At 67.2% G+C, this 18,709-nt stretch carries 13 protein-coding genes; 5 read left to right on the forward strand and 8 right to left on the reverse strand.

What is annotated here, in order from left to right; translation table 11 throughout:
- Positions 1-21: 21 nt before the first annotated feature.
- Together AC1DC5_RS16165 and sufU are read left to right on the forward strand one after the other, a co-directional pair.
- A complete protein-coding gene (locus AC1DC5_RS16165; RefSeq protein WP_476865805.1) occupies positions 22-1,335 on the forward strand; it encodes a SufS family cysteine desulfurase in 1,314 nt (437 codons plus the stop codon).
- 12 nt (positions 1,336-1,347) lie between these two features.
- On the forward strand, positions 1,348-1,818 hold the full coding sequence (gene sufU / locus AC1DC5_RS16170; protein WP_441405819.1) for a Fe-S cluster assembly sulfur transfer protein SufU: 471 nt from the start codon (positions 1,348-1,350) through the stop codon (positions 1,816-1,818).
- A gap of 79 nt (positions 1,819-1,897) precedes the next feature.
- Here the strand turns inward: sufU and AC1DC5_RS16175 are convergent, their stop codons facing one another.
- Genes AC1DC5_RS16175 through AC1DC5_RS16185 form a run of 3 tightly spaced genes read right to left on the reverse strand, consistent with a single transcriptional unit; the run spans position 1,898 to position 4,165 of the window.
- Complete coding sequence (locus tag AC1DC5_RS16175) at positions 1,898-2,119, reverse strand: SCO4848 family membrane protein (RefSeq protein WP_441405820.1); 222 nt, start codon at positions 2,117-2,119, stop codon at positions 1,898-1,900.
- 3 nt (positions 2,120-2,122) lie between these two features.
- On the reverse strand, positions 2,123-2,620 hold the full coding sequence (locus AC1DC5_RS16180) for a DUF2505 domain-containing protein (RefSeq protein WP_441405821.1): 498 nt from the start codon (positions 2,618-2,620) through the stop codon (positions 2,123-2,125).
- Positions 2,621-2,668: 48 nt separating this feature from the next.
- Positions 2,669-4,165 carry an SDR family oxidoreductase gene (locus AC1DC5_RS16185; RefSeq protein WP_476865806.1) on the reverse strand — a complete coding sequence of 499 codons (1,497 nt, stop codon included), beginning with the start codon at positions 4,163-4,165 and terminating at the stop codon, positions 2,669-2,671.
- 277 nt (positions 4,166-4,442) lie between these two features.
- Here AC1DC5_RS16185 and AC1DC5_RS16190 point away from each other — a divergent pair, with 277 nt between their 5' ends.
- The 3 genes from AC1DC5_RS16190 to AC1DC5_RS16200 all read left to right on the forward strand — a co-directional run bounded on the left by AC1DC5_RS16190 (position 4,443) and on the right by AC1DC5_RS16200 (position 14,099).
- Positions 4,443-9,365 carry a peroxidase family protein gene (locus tag AC1DC5_RS16190; RefSeq protein ID WP_476865807.1) on the forward strand — a complete coding sequence of 1,641 codons (4,923 nt, stop codon included), beginning with the start codon at positions 4,443-4,445 and terminating at the stop codon, positions 9,363-9,365.
- Positions 9,366-9,544: 179 nt separating this feature from the next.
- Complete coding sequence (gene mfd / locus AC1DC5_RS16195; RefSeq protein ID WP_476865808.1) at positions 9,545-13,261, forward strand: transcription-repair coupling factor; 3,717 nt, start codon at positions 9,545-9,547, stop codon at positions 13,259-13,261.
- A gap of 4 nt (positions 13,262-13,265) precedes the next feature.
- Complete coding sequence (locus AC1DC5_RS16200; RefSeq protein WP_476865809.1) at positions 13,266-14,099, forward strand: metal-dependent hydrolase; 834 nt, start codon at positions 13,266-13,268, stop codon at positions 14,097-14,099.
- A gap of 200 nt (positions 14,100-14,299) precedes the next feature.
- On the opposite strand, the gene AC1DC5_RS16205 is transcribed toward AC1DC5_RS16200, so the two are convergent.
- The 5 genes from AC1DC5_RS16205 to cobA all read right to left on the reverse strand — a co-directional run bounded on the left by AC1DC5_RS16205 (position 14,300) and on the right by cobA (position 18,708).
- The gene (locus AC1DC5_RS16205) at positions 14,300-14,530 is read right to left on the reverse strand and encodes a hypothetical protein (protein ID WP_476865810.1); all 231 of its coding nucleotides are present in this window, start codon (positions 14,528-14,530) and stop codon (positions 14,300-14,302) included.
- Between the two features lie 53 nt (positions 14,531-14,583).
- A complete protein-coding gene (gene deoC / locus AC1DC5_RS16210; RefSeq protein WP_476865811.1) occupies positions 14,584-15,303 on the reverse strand; it encodes a deoxyribose-phosphate aldolase in 720 nt (239 codons plus the stop codon).
- A gap of 153 nt (positions 15,304-15,456) precedes the next feature.
- On the reverse strand, positions 15,457-16,326 hold the full coding sequence (locus AC1DC5_RS16215) for an FAD-dependent oxidoreductase (protein WP_476865812.1): 870 nt from the start codon (positions 16,324-16,326) through the stop codon (positions 15,457-15,459).
- 148 nt (positions 16,327-16,474) lie between these two features.
- Positions 16,475-17,668 carry a uroporphyrinogen-III synthase gene (locus AC1DC5_RS16220; RefSeq protein WP_441405829.1) on the reverse strand — a complete coding sequence of 398 codons (1,194 nt, stop codon included), beginning with the start codon at positions 17,666-17,668 and terminating at the stop codon, positions 16,475-16,477.
- Positions 17,669-17,673: 5 nt separating this feature from the next.
- The gene (cobA, locus tag AC1DC5_RS16225; RefSeq protein ID WP_441405830.1) at positions 17,674-18,708 is read right to left on the reverse strand and encodes a uroporphyrinogen-III C-methyltransferase; all 1,035 of its coding nucleotides are present in this window, start codon (positions 18,706-18,708) and stop codon (positions 17,674-17,676) included.
- Position 18,709: the final 1 nt, after the last annotated feature.

The following is an 18,709-nucleotide window of genomic DNA, read 5'->3' on the forward strand; positions in this document are numbered from 1 at the left end:
ACCCGATTCGAGGAGGCCAGCGTGGCTTTTGTGCCCACGTCAGAGTCCCAGGCCCTGCTTGCGCCTGAACTGACCGACGAAGAGGTGCTGCGGATCCGCAATGACTTCCCCGTGCTTTCGCGGTCCATGGGCGGGCACCCCCTGATCTATTTGGACTCCGGGGCGACCTCGCAGAACCCGCTCAGCGTCATTGAAGCCGAGCAGGAGTTTTACGAGCAGCGCAACGCGGCCGTTCACCGCGGTGCTCACCTGCTGGCGGTCGAAGCCACGGACTCCTTCGAGAATGCCCGTGAAACGCTCGCTGCCTTCCTGGGCGCGGCGGCCGATGAGATTATCTGGACCTCCAACGCCACCGAGGGCCTGAACCTGCTCAGTTACGCGTTCCTGAACTCCTCCCTGCCTGGCGCGGCTGCGCCGGCGGCGCAGTTCGCCCTGGGCGCCGGCGACGAGATTGTGGTCACCGAGATGGAGCACCACGCAAACCTCATACCGTGGCAGCAGCTGGCTGAGCGGACTGGCGCGACCCTTCGCTACATCCCCGTCGACGACGCGGGCGTACTGGACCTCGAAGCTGCCGGCGGCATCATCAGCCCGGCCACCAGGGTCCTTGCCTTCAGCCACGCCTCAAATGTGCTGGGCACGATCAACCCCGTAAAGAAGCTCGTGGCGATGGCCCGCCAGGTGGGGGCCCTCACAGTGCTGGACGCCTGCCAGTCCGCGCCGCACCTCCCGCTGGATGTGCAGGACCTCGGTGTCGACTTCGCGGTCCTCTCCGGACACAAGATGCTGGGGCCGACCGGCATCGGCGTGTTGTATGGCCGGTCCGAATTGTTGAACGCGCTGCCGCCGTTCCTCACCGGGGGATCGATGATCACCACGGTGACGATGGAACGCGCGGCGTTCCTGCCTGCCCCGCAAAGGTTCGAAGCCGGGACCCAGAAAGTCTCCCAGGCCATCGCTCTCGCGGCCGCGGCGAACTACCTCACCGAGACGGGGATGGACCGTGTCCACGCCTGGGAATCGTTGCTCGGGCAGCGCCTCGTCGAAGGGCTGGCGTCCATTCCCGGCGTGCGTGTCCTCGGCCCGGCTCCGGGACAGGAACGGATCGGGCTGGCGTCCTTCGACGTTGCCGGCGTGCACGCGCACGACGTCGGGCAGTTCCTGGACAGCAAGGGAATCGCGGTCCGGGTTGGCCACCACTGCGCGCAACCGCTGCACCGCCGTCTGGGGCTGACCGCCAGTACCCGGGCCAGCACCTACCTGTACAACACAACGTCCGATGTGGACACGTTCCTTGCGGCTGTCGCCGAGGTCCGAGCCTACTTTGGAGCCTGAGGACTTTAGCGCATGAGCCTTGAACAGCTGTACCAGCAGATCATTCTGGAACACGCGAAACTCCGGACCGGCAGCGGACTGGCGGAGACGCCGGTACCGGCAGGGGCGTCGTCCGGGCAGTCCCACCAGCTCAATCCCGTCTGCGGGGATGAGATTACGGTCCGGGTGGCGGTATCTGAGGGAAAGGTCTCCCAGTTGCGCTGGGACGGGGAAGGTTGTTCGATTTCCATGGCCTCCGCCTCGGTGCTTGCCGACCTTGCCGAAGGGATGGACGTCGGCAACCTCACCGAGGTCATCGGCAATTTCCGCGAAGTCCTGCGGTCCCGGGGGAAGATCGCCGCGGATCCCGAAATCCTCGGTGACGCATCAGCCTTTGAAGGCGTTTCGAAATACGCCGCCCGGGTGAAGTGCGCCATGATTTCCTGGGTGGCCGCCGAAGACGCCCTTGCCCAGGCACTGGCACCCGGCACGCCAACCCCTTAGCCAAACAGAAACCGGCCGGAGCCCTGTTCGGGCTCCGGCCGGTTCCTGTTGAAGGCCTGCGGGCCGGGACAGATCCCGATTAGCCGAACAAGCCCGCGATCCCGATGGCCGCCGTCGCCGCCCCGAGCAGCAGGGAGATGCTGACCAGGACGACGTGGACGGTGAGGAAGCGGGTGGCTTTGCCGTTCGCGTCGCGGGACCTTGGGTCCTTCATGACCCGGCGCAGGAACTGCGGCCAGACCGCCAGGGACCATACGCCGGCCACGATCAGGACGACGGCCAGGACGGCCGGTAACTCCATGTGCTAGTGGCTTTCGAGCCAGGCCTGGGCCTGGGTGGACTGGAGGTTCAGGGCTTTGCCCACCATCGGTTCGGCCGCTTCTGCGATCTTGCTGCCCAGGAAGGGCACTGAGGAAGTGACGGTGCCCTCAAGCTCGATCCGGGTGCTGCCGCCGTCGGCGACGAGGCGCTGGACGGCATTGACGTCCAGCGGGGCGCCGGAGACCTTCAGGGTGATGTTGCTGAGCCGGGAGCCGTCCGCTGCGGGGGCGTCCCAGGTCTCGAGCTGCGTCACCTTGAGGCTTTCGCCGACGAACTTCCGGGCCAGGTCCGGCATACGGGTCGTCGGGATGGTCCGCACGGTGGTGGTGCTGAAGGCGCCGGCCGTGTCGCCGTCGACGGCAAAGGATTCCAGGGTGCCGCCGACGAGCTCGCTCGTGTGGCGCAGGAAGTCCTCATTAACGAAAACCGCGGTGACTCGGTCAACGCTGTGCGGAAGGTTGGTGGATGCGCTCAAGGCCATTGGGGGTCCTCCATGGGGTGGAACTCGTCGTTTCGGGCTCCAAACATCCTACGCGGTGTGTCCGGCAGGCTCCGATTCGAGATCCTGGAGGTCCTTCGCCGCGGCCGTGATGTTGCGTGACATGGCCGGGAAGATCAGGCTGTGGAACGGCAGAACCGCCAGCCAGTACAAGCGGCCGCCGAGTCCCTTCGGAAAGAAGATCGCCCGCTGGCGGTAACGGCTGCCGGTTCCGTCGGGCTCCACCGAGAGCTCCAGCCAGGCCCGGCCGGGGGCCCGCATTTCAGCCCGCAGCCGGAGCAGCCGCCCGCGCTCGATCCGCTCAGCGCGCCACCAGTCCACCACTTCTCCTTCGGCCAGCAGGTGCGGGTGCCGCCGGCCGCGCAGCAGCCCCGCCCCGCCGGTGAGCTTGTCCAACCAGCCGCGGACGCGCCACGCCAGCGGCAGCGAGTACCAGCCGTTGCGGCCGCCGATCCCCTCGATGATGGTCCACACGTGCTTCGGGTCCACTGGGCTGGAGTAGGTGCGTTCGTCGAGGTACACGCGGTGCCCGGCCCAGTCCGGGTCGCTGGGGAGGGGATCGGCGTCGGCCCCGGCGTTTGACCAGGTTGTCTCCACCTGGCCGTCGCGCTCTTTGCCCAGGGCAAGGGCCACCGCGCGGCGGTACGGAGTCAGTCCGCCCTCGGGCAGCGGGATGTACGAATCGATGTCGTGTTCGCGGGAGACAGCGTCGTGCTGGAGGGACTCCACGAGCGGCAGGGACATCGACAACGGAATCGGGGTAACCAGCGCCACCCAGAGCCCGGCGAGTTTGGGGGCGGGAACGGGCAGGGCGAGGACCCACCGGCGGGGGAGGCCGGCCTCGGCGGCGTATTCCTGCATCATCCCGGCGTAACTGAGAACCTGGCGCGATCCGATGTCAAAAGTGCGGTTAATCGGGCCTTCGAGTGCTGCGGCGCGCACGAGGTAGTGCAGCACATCGCGCACGGCGATCGCCTCGATCCTGTTGCGCACCCAACTGGGGGCCGGCATCACCGGGAGCGTGTCAGAGAGGTGCCGGATCATCTCGAACGACGCCGACCCGGAGCCGATCACGACGCCAGCCTGGAAGACGACGGCGTCCACCGGGCTGTCGAGGAAGACCTTGCCCACGGCTTCCCTGGACCTCATGTGCGTGGAAAGTCTGGCGGTGGATGGGTGCAGGCCGCCCAGGTAGACGATCCTGCCCACACCGGCGTCGGCTGCGGCCCGCGCCGCGGTCCCGGCCATCGCCTTTTCCGTGGCTTCGAATCCTGCCCCCGCTGCCATGGAATGGACCAGATAGTAAAGTACATCGACGCCGTCCAGGGCCGCGCGCAGTGGGTCGCCGTCGTCGAGACTGCTCTGGACAACTTCGACGTCGTCGAGCCACGGCACGCCGGCGATCTTGGCGGGGGTCCGGACCAGGACCTTGACGGTGTGTCCGGCCTCCAGCAGCCGGGGGACCAGCCGTCCTCCGATGTAGCCGGTCGCACCGGTGACGAGCACCGTTCGTGGATTGTCGCTCATGGAGTCTCCTCGGTGGGTGAACAGCCTTGGACAGCAAGCTTAGCAATCGTCATGAGCGGGGCCCCAACCGCCGGGGCGGGCCGCCTCCTGCGCCCCTCTGCGCGCCCAAGTCCCACCATGCACACGGACTAACAAATCTCTCTCCTCCACCCTTAGGTCCCCGCTGACTCACGGGTCCCAAGAATTTCCAAAGGCCTCACGACAAGGCTGTGGCCATCCAGTGAACCGAGCGACCACATTGAGGGGGAAGCCGGTGCGACTCGATGGAGGTTACAAAATGGGGAAACATCGCAAGATTCGAGGGAGGGAAGGCAACCTCCCGCTGCGAGGGAAGGCACCGGGGGTCAGTCGCAAAGTCGCGGCCGGCGCCCTCGCCCTTCTGCTCAGCGCCGGGGTTGTCCCGTCCGTGCTGGCGCCCGCAGTTTCCGCGGCGCCGACCGGCCAGGGATTCACGCTCAATGCAGGCGATATGCGGTTCATTCTGAAGCAGATCAAAATCGCTGAAAATCACGCCACCAAGGAGGACGCCGCCGGCAACGATGTGCCGGGCCAGCCTCTCCTGGGTTCCGGACCCAACCAGATTGCCAACCCGCTGCTGCCGTACGGTCTCCGGACAGTTGACGGCACGGAGAACAACCTGGTGGCGGGCCAGAAAGATTTCGGGTCCGCTAGCCGGGTGTTCCCCCGACTCTCTGATCCTGAGTGGCGGACGCCGGCCTCCGGCCCGGGCTACAAGTCGGTGAATGAGAACATCACCGACGGCACTCCGCGCTTCATCAGCAACGTGATCGTGGACCAGACGGCCACCAACCCGGCCGCCGTCGCCGCTTCCGGCCAGGCACACCGCACCGTCAACGACAGCCCCACGGCGGTGCCCTGCGATGGCGCGGGCTTGCCGGAAAACTGTGTGCCGGAGGGCGCGACCCTTGACATCCCGAACGTCACGACCGACTTCGGGCTCTCGCCGCCGTATAACGGCATGTTCGCGTTGTTCGGACAGTTCTTCGACCACGGCGTGGATTTCACCAAGAAGACCAAGAACTACGTCATGATGCCGCTGGCCACGGACGACCCGCTCTATGTTCCGGGCGGGCACACGAACTTCATGCTGCTGAGCCGGGCTGAGAACCAGGCCGGTCCCGACGGGATTCTGGGGAACGCCGACGATATCCAGGACGCCACCAACACTGATTCGCCGTGGGTGGACCAGAGCCAGACCTACGCCTCCCACCCCTCCCACCAGGTGTTCCTGCGTGAATACGTGCTGGTCGGGAACAAGCCAGTTGCCAACGGCGAACTCATCGAGGGCGAACCGGGGGGCATGGCCACCTGGCAGCACATCAAGGATCAGGCCCGCGACCTGCTCGGCCTGCAGCTGTCGGATTACGACGTCGCCGACATTCCGAAGATCGCCACCGACCAGTACGGCCGCTTCCTGCGCGGACCCAACGGCCTCCCGCAGTACGAGACCGCCACGGGCCGGGTTGAAGGCAACCTGACCTCGCCGGTGGCCCCGCCGGCAAATGTCAAGCGCATCGGCATCGCCTTCCTGGACGACATCGCGCACAACGCGGCACCGTTCAACTCGCAGACCGGTGCTCCGCTGGCTGCCGACGGCGACACGGATCCCAACCCGGTCAGCGTGCCGGTCGCGCCGGGAACCTACGACGACGAGCAGCTGGCGGCGCACTTCGTCGCCGGCGACGGACGCGTCAACGAGAACATCGGGCTCACGGCGATCCACCAGGTGTTCCACTCGGAGCACAACCGGCTGGTCGCCTACATGCAGGACCTCGTCACGACGCAGAACATCGACGTGAGCGAGTGGAAGCTCGCGAACGGCGACTGGAACGGTGAACGCCTGTTCCAGGCGGCACGCTACGTCACGGAGATGGAATACCAGCACATCGTCTTCGAGGACTTCGCCCGCAAGATCCAGCCGGGTATCAACGGCTTCAACCCGTTCACCCAGTCGGACACCGCAATCGACCCTGCGATCAAGGCAGAGTTCGCGCACGCCACGTACCGGTTCGGGCACTCGATGCTGACCGAGACGATTGACCGGAAGACCAACAACGGCACCGACATCGGTATGCCGCTGCTGGACGCGTTCCTCAATCCCACGGCCTACTACTCCAACTCCGCGGGAGATCCCCTGACCCCGAAGCAGGCCGCGGGGGCCATCGCCATGGGCATGACGGACCAGGTCGGCGCTGAACTCGACGAGTTCGTGACCGACACCCTGCGGAACAATGTCCTGGGCCTGCCCCTGGACCTTGCCTCGCTGAACCTGGCCCGTGGCCGGGACACCGGCATCCCGTCCCTGAACAACTTCCGCTCCCAGCTGTACGCGAGCACCGGCGAGTCGTCGCTGAAGCCGTACACCAGCTGGGTGGATTTTGGTCAGAACCTCAAGCACCCGGATTCCGTGGTGAACTTCATGGCTGCCTACGGCACCCACGACACAATCACCGCCGCGACGTCGATCGTTGACAAGCGGGCGGCCGCCCAGCGGCTGTTCGACATGAACACGACGGATACCCTGACTCCGGCGGACTCTTTCGAGTTCGTCAATAGCACGGGCGCCTGGGCCCCGACCGCCACGGTCGTGAAGCCCACCGGCCTGAACAACGTCGACCTCTGGGTCGGCGGGCTCGCCGAGTACCAGAACCTCTTCGGCGGGCTGCTGGGCTCGACGTTCAACTACATCTTTGAACGCCAGATGACGGATCTCCAGGACGGGGACCGCATGTACTACCTTTCCCGCACCTCGGGCCTGAACCTGCGGACCCAGCTGGAAGGCAACTCCCTCTCCGAGCTCATCATGCGCAACACCGACGCCGCGGCCCTCAAGGCCGACGTGTTCGGCGTCGCGGACTGCGAGTTCGAGATGAAGAACATTACGGCAACCACCGGAAACTCGGTGGCCGACGACCCGGCCTCGTCCTGCGACGAGTCCGCGCTCCTGATGCGGATGGCGGACGGTACGATCCGGTACCGGGTCAGCAACAGCGTCGACCGTGCCGGGCTCAATGCCCAGTCCACATTCAACGGGCGGGACGATAAAGACCCGCTGCAGGATCCCGCACTGGCGGGGGACAGGATCTGGGGCGGCATCGACAACGACACCATCTGGGGCAACGGCGGTGACGACATCATCGAAGGCAGTGATGGTGCCGACGTCGTCCTCGGCGGTGAAGGAAACGACCGGGTGACTGACTCCCACGGCGACGACGTCATCAAGGGCGGACCCGGCAACGACGCGATCGACGCCGGACCCGGCTTGGACATCATCATGTCGGGTGAGGGCGACGACTTCTCCAACGGCGGCCTCAACGGCAACGAAACGTTCGCTGGCGAAGGCAACGACCTGGTCCTCGCCGGCGACGGCCCTGACACGGTCTTCGGCGGCGGCGGCGACGACTGGCAGGAAGGCGGAAACTCCAACGACCTCCTGCAGGGCGACAGCGGCGCACCGTTCTTCGACGACATCAACGCTCCGGGCCATGACGTCCTGATCGGTGATTCCGGCGAAGACGATTACGACGCCGAAGGCGGCGACGACGTTATGGTCGCCGGCCCCGGCATCGAACGCAACCACGGTGTCTTCGGCTTCGACTGGGTCACGCACGCCCGCTCGATCGAGCCGGCCGATTCCGATATGCGCCAGATCATCGTCGACGGGCCCAACGCCCTCAAGGACCGCTTCCTCCTGGTTGAGGCCCTGTCGGGCTGGGACAAGGACGACGTGCTCCGCGGCGACGACGAGGTGCCTTCGGTTCCCAACACCGAAGTCAACGTCGAAGGCCTGACCAATGTGCTGAATGCCGAAGGTATTGCCCGGATCAGGGGCCTCGCGGATCTCCTGCCGCCAGGCACCACCGAGTTCGGGGCCGGCAACATCATCATCGGCGGCTCCGGCAGTGACGAGATCTGGGGCAACGGCGCCGATGACATCATCGACGGCGACAAGTGGCTCAACGTAAGGCTCAGTGTTGTCAACGCTGCGGGTGTCGAGGTCAGGACCGTCACGACCCTGACCGAGCTCCAGGCTGACATCATGGCGGGCAAGATCGATCCCGGAAATGTGAAGATCGTCCGGGAAATCCTCTCCAGCCCGGGAGCAAACGACGTCGACACGGCCGCGTTCTCCGGGGCCATGGACGAGTACGACATCAGCACCGTCGACGGCGTCACCACCGTGACGCACGTCGGCGGCAGGGCAGAAGATGGCACCGACCGGATCACCAACGTCGAAAGGCTGCGGTTCTCCGACCAGACCATCAATGTTGTCCCGGACCCGGTCGTGGCACCTGCCGCACCGGCTGCGCCCACCGCAGTTGGCGGCAACACGACCGCAACGGTGAGCTTCGCGGCACCCACGGGTGCCGAGACGCTCAACATCGTGGTCCGTACCGGTAATACGGTGTTCAAGACGATTGAAGGCATCGCTTCCACGGAAACGAGCCTTGTAGTGGTCGGCCTGACCAACGGGACCGCCTACAACTTCCAGGTTGAGGCAGTCAACGCAGGCGGCACCAGCGAGCGGTCAGCGGCATCGAACGTCGTAACGCCGGCGGCTCCGGTGGTTCCTCCGGTATTCGTTCCGCCGGCTGTATCCCCGTTCGCGGATGTTTCCCCCGGGCAGCAGTTCTACAAGGAGATGGCATGGCTCGCTGACCGGAAAATCTCCACCGGCTGGGACGAAGGAGACGGCGTATTCACCTACCGGCCGGGGCTGTCGATCCATCGTGACGCGATGGCGGCATTCCTGTACCGGGCGGCGGGTGAACCTGCCTTCACGGCGCCGGCTGTATCCCCGTTCGCGGATGTTTCCCCCGGGCAGCAGTTCTACAAGGAAATGGCATGGCTCGCTGACCAGAAAATCTCCACCGGCTGGGACGAAGGAGACGGGACATTCACCTACCGGCAGGGGCAGGCCATCGAGCGTGACGCGATGGCGGCTTTCCTGTACCGGGCGGCGGGTGAACCTGCCTTCACGGCGCCGGCTGTATCCCCGTTCGCGGATGTTTCCTCCGGGCAGCAGTTCTACAAGGAAATGGCATGGCTCGCTGACCAGGAAATCTCCACCGGCTGGCAGGAGGCGAACCTTACCTTCACCTATCGGCCGGGGCAGGCCATCCAGCGTGACGCGATGGCGGCCTTCCTGTACCGGTGGAAGAACACCGGAGCAATTTAGCCGCCGTTGCAACTGAGACAGGAACAGACCCCGGGTTGTCCCGGGGTCTGTTCCTGTCTCCGGCTGTTGAGTGGAAGGCCTCCGGCCAGGGAGCGGTAGGCTTGAGGTGCCCGGGATTCTCACGAATTTCGGCTATTCGTGTTGCCTGCGTTTCCGTGATCCCTTCAGGAGCAACAGCTATGAGCCTCAACGGCCCCTCTCTCACCGGTCTGCGCCGTGTCCTCGCCGAAGACCGGAACTACGCCCGCGTCCGTGCCGAAGCATCCCGCGGTTTCGCCGCCCGCAGCGAGGACTATCAGATCAGCGCGCCCGCCGGGCTGCGCTCGGCGCTGCTCGCGGAGATGGCGGACGGCCTGGCCGCGCTAGCGGAGGATACAGCGGAGAACACAGGGGAAAACACAGCGGCAAGTACCGCAAAAGACGCAGCGGACGACGGCGGCAACCGCCTGGCGCCGGTGGTCCTGGCCATCACCGCCACCGGTCGTGAAGCCGAGGACCTGACGGAAGCACTGCGCGCTTTCCTGCCGTCCGACGCCGTTGCCGAGTTCCCCAGCTGGGAAACCCTCCCGCACGAACGGCTTTCACCGCGCTCTGACACTGTGGGCAGGCGGCTGTCCGTCCTGCGCCGCCTCGCTCACCCCGAAACGTCCGCCGCCGGCGCCCTGCGTGTCGTCGTGGCGCCCGTCCGGGCCGTCGTGCAGCCGATCGTCGCCGGCCTCGGCGAGCTGGTTCCGGTCACGCTGAAGGTCGGCCAGGACGCCCCGTTCAGCAGCGTCGTCAGAAGCCTCGCCGACGCCGCCTACGCCCGCGTGGACATGGTCACCCGGCGCGGTGAGTTCGCCGTCCGCGGCGGGATGCTGGATGTCTTCCCGCCCACCGAGGACCACCCCATCCGGGTCGAATTCTTTGGTGACGAGGTGGACCAGATGCGCTGGTTCGCCGTCGCGGACCAGCGCTCGCTGACCGCGCCCGGGGTGCACCACCCCACCGAACTGCACGCCCCGCCGTGCCGCGAAATCCTGATCACACCCTCCGTGATGTCCCGTGCCGCGACGCTGAAATCACAGCTGCCGGCTGCCGCGGACATGCTGGAGAAGATCGCCGGGGGAATCACCGTCGAGGGCATGGAGTCCCTGGCCCCCGTACTGGTGGACGCCATGGTGCCGTTCCTGGACCAGTTCCCGGCCGGCTCGATGGCGGTCGTGATCGAACCTGAAAAGGTCCGGACCCGCGCCCACGACCTTGCCGCCACCAACGAGGAATTCCTTGAGGCCGCCTGGTCGACGGCGTCCGACGGCGGGACCGCACCCCTTGATTTGAGCTCGGCGGCGTCGGCTGCCCTGCACTCCGCCAGCTTCCGCTCGCTCACCGAAACCCGCTCCGCGGCCCTGGAGCATGAGGTCTCCTGGTGGTCCATCACGTCGCTGGCCACCGACGAGGAACTGCTGCCCGACGTCGACGTCCTCAACCTGCACGCCCGCGAACCCCGCGGCTACCAGGGCGACGTCGCCGAAATGATGGACTTCATCGGCTCCCACGTCCGCGAACAGTGGCGGATCGTCGTCGTGACCGAAGGTCCCGGCCCGGCCCAGCGCCTCGCCGAACTCTTCCACGACAACGACATCCCGTGCGCCAGGGTCGACTCCCTCGACGACGAACCCCAGGCCGGGCTGATCGAGGTGACCACGGCCGCCGTCGGACGCGGTTTCGTCCTGGAGCCGCTCAAACTTGCCCTGCTCACCGAGGCCGACCTGCTGGGCCGCACCTCCGCAGGGTCCACGAAGGACATGCGCCGGATGCCGTCCAAGCGGCGGAACGCCGTCGACCCGCTGCAGCTCGTCTCCGGAGACTCCGTGGTGCACGAACAGCACGGCATTGGCCGGTTCGTGGAACTGATCCAGCGAAAGGTGGCCGGTGGCGGTGACGGGGTGCGCGAATACCTCGTGCTGGAGTACGCGCCGTCCAAGCGCGGCGCCCCCGGGGACCGGCTCTTTGTCCCCACCGACCAGCTGGACCAGGTCACCCGCTACGTCGGCGGGGACACCCCGGCGCTGAGCAAGATGGGCGGCGCGGACTGGGCCAGCACCAAGTCCAAGGCCCGTAAAGCGGTCAAGGAAATCGCCGGCGAGCTGATCCGGCTCTACTCGGCCAGGATGGCGTCCCGCGGCTACGCCTTCGGCCCCGACACCCCGTGGCAGCGCGAGCTCGAGGAAGCCTTCCCGTATGTGGAAACCCCGGACCAGCTGACCACCATCAATGAGGTCAAGGCGGACATGGAGCGGGAGATCCCGATGGACCGGCTGATCTCCGGGGACGTCGGCTACGGCAAGACCGAGATCGCGGTCCGGGCTGCTTTCAAAGCCGTCCAGGACGGCAAGCAGGTCGCCGTGCTGGTTCCCACCACCCTGCTCGCACAGCAGCACTACGAAACCTTCACCGAGCGTTTCTCCGGCTTCCCGCTGGTGGTCAAGCCGCTGTCCCGCTTCCAGGCCACCAAAGAGGCAAAGGAGACAGCCGAAGGGGTCAAGGCCGGTTCCGTGGACGTGGTGATCGGCACCCACCGGCTGCTGTCCAAGGACTTCGCTTTCAAGGACCTCGGCCTCGTGATCGTCGATGAGGAGCAGCGTTTCGGCGTCGAACACAAGGAAGCGCTCAAGAAGATGCGCACCAACGTGGACGTGCTCGCCATGAGCGCCACCCCGATTCCCCGGACCTTGGAAATGTCGCTCACAGGCATCCGCGAGACCTCCACCCTGGCCACCCCGCCGGAGGAACGGCATCCGGTGCTGACCTACGTCGGCCCGTACACGGACAAGCAGACCTCCGCCGCGATCCGCCGTGAACTCATGCGCGAAGGCCAGGTGTTCTTCGTGCACAACCGGGTCTCCACCATCGACCGCACCGCCGCGAAGATCCGCGAGCTCGTCCCCGAGGCCCGGGTGGAAGTGGCCCACGGGCAGATGTCCGAGAGCCGGCTCGAACAGATCATCGTTGACTTCTGGGAAAAGCGCTTCGACGTGCTCGTCTGCACCACCATCATCGAGACCGGCCTGGACATCTCCAACGCCAACACGCTGATCGTGGACGGGGCGGACAAGTACGGGCTCTCCCAGCTGCACCAGCTGCGCGGGCGGGTGGGCCGCGGGCGCGAACGCGCCTACGCCTACTTCCTGTACCCCTCCGAAAAACCGTTGGGCGAAGTGGCACTGGAACGGCTCAAGGCCGTCGCCACCCACAACGAGCTCGGCGCCGGCATGCAGCTGGCCATGAAGGACCTCGAGATCCGCGGCGCCGGAAACCTGCTCGGCGGGGAGCAATCCGGCCACATCCAGGGCGTCGGCTTCGACCTCTACATCCGCCTGGTCGGCGAGGCCGTGGCCGATTTCCGGGGCGAGGCAGAAGAGAAGGCCGCCGAGATGAAGATCGAGCTGCCGGTCAACGCCCACCTGCCGCACGACTACGTGCCCGGCGAGCGGCTGCGCCTGGAGGCGTACCGCAAACTCGCCGCGGCTATCACCTACGAGGCCATCGATGAAGTACTCGCCGAACTCGTGGACCGCTACGGCGAACTGCCGCTCCCCGCGAAGAACCTGATCGACGTCGCCCGCTTCCGGGTGGGCGCCCGCGAGGCCGGGCTCAGCGACGTTGCCCTGCAGGGCAACTTCATCAAGTTCTCCCCGGCCCAGCTGCCGGAGTCCAAGCTCATGCGGCTCACCCGGATGTACCCCGGCGCGCAGTCCAAACCCGCCCTGGACGCGGTGCTGATCCCGAAGCCCAAAACCGCACGGATCGGCGGCCGCGACCTGCAGGACGCCGAGATCCTCGAATGGGCCAACGGCGTCATCCGCAACATCTTCTCCGACTCCGCCGTATCTGCCACACAGTCGGTGAAGTAAAAGAATGATGGGCGGACACCACGCCGCGTCGGGAGCCGCGGCATGGGTGGCTGTTGCGTCCACGGGCCCGTACGCGCTGGGCTGGTACCCGCTGGACGCCACCGGGATTGTGATCGGCGGGATGGCGACGGCGGGCACGGCCCTGGTCTGCGACTGGGACCACCGCTCCAGCACGGTGGCGCACTCGCTGCCGCCGCTGTCGAACGTGATCGCCGTCGGGATCGAAAACGTCTCCGGCGGGCACCGGCAGGGGACCCATTCCCTGCTGGGCGCCGCGTTCTTTGTGCTGCTGGCGGCGCTGGCAGGGCAGTTCCAGCTGCAGACAGAGTGGGGGCTGCTGTCGGTCGGCGCGGGGCTGCTCTGCATGTTCATGATCAACATCGCAGCCAAGGCCCTGAAACTCTTCCCGAAGTACGGCTGGATCAGCAACTGGGTCTTCGCCCTCACCATGGCAGGGCTGGTGACCTGGTTCGCGCCGCACCAGTGGACGTGGCTGCCCGTCTCGATGCTGACCGGTGTGCTGGTCCACATCGTGGGGGACATGATCACCACCGGGGGAGTGCCGCTGCTCTGGCCGGTCGTGATCAAGCCGCCGAAGCTCCTGCGGAAACTGCCGCTGCTCAGGAGCGTCTGGAAAGCCAACGGGGCGTTCTCGATTCCGCTGCTGGGCCGGGCAGGGTCGCGGCGGGAATGGTTCGTGCTGATCCCGGTCAGCGCTTATGCCATGATCGGCATGTTCGGCGCGGCGCTGGCGCTGGCCGAAGTGCACTGGCCGGCCGCCGTCGCGCTCGGGACCGGGCTGATCCGGAGCCTGTTCGGGCTGGTTGCCACTACATAGGGACTCCGGCCGGCGCCGTTCGCCGTCCGGGGCGCCTTTGAACGCGATTCCGGCCCTTAGGTCCGGTGTTTGCGGTGTGTCCGGGTCAATGTGGCCCCGGACCGCCTGCGACGGGCTAAGCCAGGGCGCGGCGAGGGCCCCGGTTAAACGACTGAAGCCCCGGAGATCCGGGGCTTCAGTTCTTTAAGGACAGGTGGCGCTTAGCTTTCGCCGGCAGAATCCGAGCGGCCGGTGATGGTCTGCGGAATCCAGAACGCCAGGGCGAACAGGAAGAGGCAGACGGCCATCGGCCACGGGTTGCCCAGGGTCAGGAAGCCCAGCGAGTAGATGGAAGCCAGGAAGAGGATCATCATCAGGACGAACATCAAGATGCTGGAGCCGAGGCTGTTCTCGTTCTGCGGCGTCGTGGCGGTGGTGGTCTTGCTGGACATTCGTTCCTCCTCGGCCCCGTGGGGCTCAAAACTGTGGCGGCTGCCGGATCAGATCAGTACGCGGAGGAACCCTGTTCACCCTTGACGATCGCGATGCCGGAGCTGGCGCCAATACGTGTTGCACCTGCAGCAATCATAGCCTGTGCGTCGGCGAGCGAACGCACCCCGCCCGACGCCTTGACACCGAGGTCAGGGCCCACGGTGCGGCGCATCAGCGCGACGTCGTCGGCCGTTGCGCCGCCGCCGTTAAAGCCCGTGGAAGTCTTCACGAAATCGGCGCCGGCCTCCACCGCGGCCTCGCAGGCCAGTACCTTCTGGGCGTCATCCAGCAGCGCCGTTTCGATGATGACTTTCAGGATGGCCCCGCCTTCGTGCACGGCGTCGGCGACAGCCGTGATGTCATCGACCAGGGCGCCCTTGTCGTTGGCGCGGGCTGCGGCGATGTTGATCACCATGTCGACCTCTTCGGCGCCGTCGAGCACGGCGCCGCGGGCCTCAAAAGCCTTGACGTCGCTCGGAGTGGCACCCAGCGGGAAGCCGACGACGGAGCACGTCAGCACTCCGGAGCCCTTCAGGGCCTTCTTGACCGTCTTGACCCAGATCGGGTTCACGCACACGGACTTGAACCGGTACTCGGCGGCCTCGGCACATACCTTGAGGACGTCGGCCTCGCTGGCCTCCGGCTTGAGCAGGGTGTGGTCGATGTACGAGGCAATATCGCCGGTGTTTTCGGAGGAGGCGCTACGGTCGGTCGCGGCGGCTTCGTTGCTCATGGTGGTCCCTTTCCTGGCGGGTCTGGGACGGGGTTGTCCCCTGAGTTGTCCCTCTGGGAGGCCTTATGGGCCCGCAGACACCGCATGCTTCGTGGCTTCTCAGGTGTCCATCTTGCCATAACAGGCCTCCCGCCGCAGGGCACGGGCCAGGGTTCAGGCGGCGTCCGCGAGGCTTTCGGCCAGGCCGGCCTGGAGCAGCTGGGAAGCGCAGACGGACGCGGCGGAAGAGGCGGCCACCAGCAGTCCCAGCCGGACGCCGTCGAACACCGCGGCATCCCCGATGGCCCAGATTCCCGGGACCGAGGTGCGGAAGTTCCGGTCGATGACGATTCCGCCCTGGCGCGCTGTCTTCAGTCCCGCACTGACAGCCAGGGCGTCCCGGGCAATCGGTTCTTCGGCCAGGACCACCAGGTCCGCAGCCATGCTGGAACCGTCCTCGAAGACGACTCCGGCGGAGGGGAGCGGGGAGCCTGCGAGCGTGGGCACGACGGCGGCCGGCCGCTGCGTCGTGCGGACGGGACGGACACCACGGGCGCGCAGCACGGCCTCGGCCTGGCCGGCGGACGTTCCGGTTCCGACGAGGATGCCCACCGGACGCCGGCCAAGGACGCGGGTGACATCCTTAACGGCCTCGCCGAGCCTGACGGCGTCGTCGATAGTCGCGTAGTTCAGGCACCGGCCTTCCCCTGCGAGCGGCGCGGCCGCGGGTGAGGAGCCGGTCGCGATGACCAGCTGGTCGTAGCTGAACTCCAGTCCGTCGGCCGTGGTGACGTAACGGCTGTCCGGGTCGATGTAGCTGGCAGGCTGGCCGAAGCGGACTGAGACGTGCTCCAGGGCGGCCAGCTCCAGGAGTTCGTCGGACGCGTCATCCCGGTTGCTCAGCACTGTGACTGCGCCGGCGAACGGGGTCAGCGTGAGCTGGCGGACCAGGGCCTGAGCTGCCGGCCCGGCCCCGGCGATAACGATCCGGGGCCGGGCCTGGGAATCGGCGGAATCGGCGGAAGCGGTGGAGATGGCGGACATGGTGGGGCCCTTTCGCTGGTGGCCGGTGGTGTGGCCTGACTGCTTGATGACCCCAGCGTAGGCGGACGATCTTTCCGGCGTGTTTCCCCGGTGTTGCAGGATTTTCGCAGCCCGTTCGCCAATGTTTACCCGCCAGTAATGGTGTGGATCACACCCGGATCCGGTAACCGCGCTTCACCACGGTTTCCACCAGCCGCCCGTCCGGCAGGGCGGAGCGCAGCCGGCTGACAGTCATGTCCAGGGCGTGAACGGAACCGCGGAGCTCCAGCAGCTCGGACAGCGACTCACGGGACAACACGGCGCCGCCCGCGCCCAGCAGCGCCCGCAGCAGCAGCAACGGGGCGGGAGCCAGCTCCACGGCCTCGCCGTCGATCCGCAGCGAACGGCCACGGAGTTCCACACGGCCGGAGGCCGTGTCCAGGCGGCGGACGTGGTTCAGGGCGAGGTGCTCCACGACGAGCCGGATCAGGGCGCCCATCCGGAACCGGTCCGGGACCAGCGGCTGCAGGCCGGCATCGATGAGCGGCTGCGCCGTGATGGGGCCGACGACGGCGGTGGCCACGGTGGTCCTGAGGCTCTCCACCAGCTGCTTGTACAGGCCCATCTCGTGCGCGGTGCTCCACATCGCGTCCACGGCAGGGGCGCTGGTGAACGTCAGCACATCCAGGTTGCCGCTGCAGGCGGCCTCGATCAGCCGCGGCAGCCGGTCCGCGCCGTCGGGCTTGACCCAGCGGTACGGGGTGACGGTCAGGACCGTGGCCCCGGACATCCGGAGCCGTTCGAGCTGGCGGACGTCGGTGTAGCCGTGCAGCTGCACCGCGACGGTCTTGCCGCGCACGCCCTCGGCAAGGAGCATGTCCACCAGCGTGGCGGTGGTTTCGTCGCTGCTGATCCCGACGTCGGCCAGTCCCGCCGCACGGACGGCGCCGCGGGCCTTGGGCCCGCGGACGAACATCCGGGTGGCACCGAGGGTTTCCAGCAGCTGCTCGCCGATCCCGAAGGTGTCCGCGGCCTCGCACCAGCGCCGCATGCCGTAGGCGGTGGTGGCGATGCAGAGATCCGGCCGGGCCTCGATGATGGCGCGGGTGTCCTCGATCAGGCTCAGGTCCTCCTGCACCGGGGCGATCTTCAGTGCCGGCGCATGCAGCACCTCGGCGCCGCGCCGTTCCAGGGCTTCGATCAGGTCCTGGGAGCGGCGGTGTGAGGTCACGCCGATCCGGAAGCCCTCCAGCGGCAGCTCCGCGGTCTCCGGGAGAGTCTCCGTCACGGGTTCCGGCGCTGTTTCCGGCGTGGTGCCGGTGCCTGGCGTCCCGGCCGGGGCGATGGCGTTGAGCGCGCTCACGGTCCTCACGCCCCCATCAGGGAAGCGGCCAGGCGGTCGAGTTCGGCTTCCGCCTCCGCGCAGCCCCGGTTGGCCTCGGCCACGCGGACGACGTCGCCGATCACCAGCACAGCCGGGTTGCTGCAGTCCGCGGCAGCCGTGGTGATGGTGCCCAGGTCGGCGATGGTGGTCCGCTGGCCGGGGCGGTAGCCGCGCTCCACGACGGCCATCGGCATGTCCGCGCGCATCCCCGCCCGGCGCAGGCCGGCGGCGAGCTGGTGCAGGGTGCCGATGCCCATCAGCACCACGATGGTCCCGCCCAGCCCCGCGAGGTGCATGTGTTCCTTCTCGGTCAGCGGGGCGTGGCCCGAGACCACGGTGAACATGTGGCTGACCTCGCGGTGCGTGACCGGGATCCCGGCTGCCGCCGGGACGGAGATGGCACTGGTAACACCGGAGATCACACGCACGGGAACGCCTGCCTGCACACACGAGGCCACTTCCTCGCCGCCGCGGCCGAACACGTACGGGTCGCCGCCCTTGAGCCGCACCACGTTCTTCCCGGCCAGGGCAGCCTCCACCATAAGATCCTCGATCCCGGCCTGGCTGACCTTGTGGTGGCCGGGGCGCTTGCCCACATCGACCAGCTCGGCGGTGCTCAGGGCGGGCAGTTCCTGGTACGGGGCCAGCCGGTCGTAGAAGACGACGTCGGCGTCCCGCAGGGCGTTGATGGCGGCGACGGTCAGCAGTTCGGTGGTTCCCGGTCCGCCGCCGACCAGAGTGACGTGGCCGGCGGTGCCGGCGGCGGGTTCGACGGCGACCGGGATGCCGGTTTCGCGGCAACGGTCCAGCAGCGCGTCCCAGCCGGGCTGGCCGTCCTCGACGGCGGCGACCAGGAAGGGACGCTCCGGCAGGGGCCCGTCGTGGCGGGAACCACCGGGGCTGCTCAGCCGTGAGACGACGGCGCCGGCGGCCCGGTAGCGGCGGACCGCCTGGCGGGAGGCAGTGTCCGAGCCGGTGACGAGGACTTCGCGTCCGGTGAGATCAATGCTGAGCTGCATG

The sequence above is a fragment of the Arthrobacter sp. 10L424 genome (genome assembly GCF_056395325.1).

What these genes read in the sequence shown, in the direction of transcription:
- sufU (WP_441405819.1), top strand. Translation starts at nt 1,348, where the DNA reads ATGAGCCTTGAACAGCTGTACCAGCAGATCATTCTGGAACACGCGAAA.
- AC1DC5_RS16175 (WP_441405820.1), bottom strand. Translation starts at nt 2,119, where the DNA reads ATGGAGTTACCGGCCGTCCTGGCCGTCGTCCTGATCGTGGCCGGCGTA.
- AC1DC5_RS16180 (WP_441405821.1), bottom strand. Translation starts at nt 2,620, where the DNA reads ATGGCCTTGAGCGCATCCACCAACCTTCCGCACAGCGTTGACCGAGTC.
- AC1DC5_RS16185 (WP_476865806.1), bottom strand. Translation starts at nt 4,165, where the DNA reads ATGAGCGACAATCCACGAACGGTGCTCGTCACCGGTGCGACCGGCTAC.
- AC1DC5_RS16190 (WP_476865807.1), top strand. Translation starts at nt 4,443, where the DNA reads ATGGGGAAACATCGCAAGATTCGAGGGAGGGAAGGCAACCTCCCGCTG.
- mfd (WP_476865808.1), top strand. Translation starts at nt 9,545, where the DNA reads ATGAGCCTCAACGGCCCCTCTCTCACCGGTCTGCGCCGTGTCCTCGCC.
- AC1DC5_RS16200 (WP_476865809.1), top strand. Translation starts at nt 13,266, where the DNA reads ATGATGGGCGGACACCACGCCGCGTCGGGAGCCGCGGCATGGGTGGCT.
- AC1DC5_RS16205 (WP_476865810.1), bottom strand. Translation starts at nt 14,530, where the DNA reads ATGTCCAGCAAGACCACCACCGCCACGACGCCGCAGAACGAGAACAGC.
- deoC (WP_476865811.1), bottom strand. Translation starts at nt 15,303, where the DNA reads ATGAGCAACGAAGCCGCCGCGACCGACCGTAGCGCCTCCTCCGAAAAC.
- AC1DC5_RS16215 (WP_476865812.1), bottom strand. Translation starts at nt 16,326, where the DNA reads ATGTCCGCCATCTCCACCGCTTCCGCCGATTCCGCCGATTCCCAGGCC.
- cobA (WP_441405830.1), bottom strand. Translation starts at nt 18,708, where the DNA reads ATGCAGCTCAGCATTGATCTCACCGGACGCGAAGTCCTCGTCACCGGC.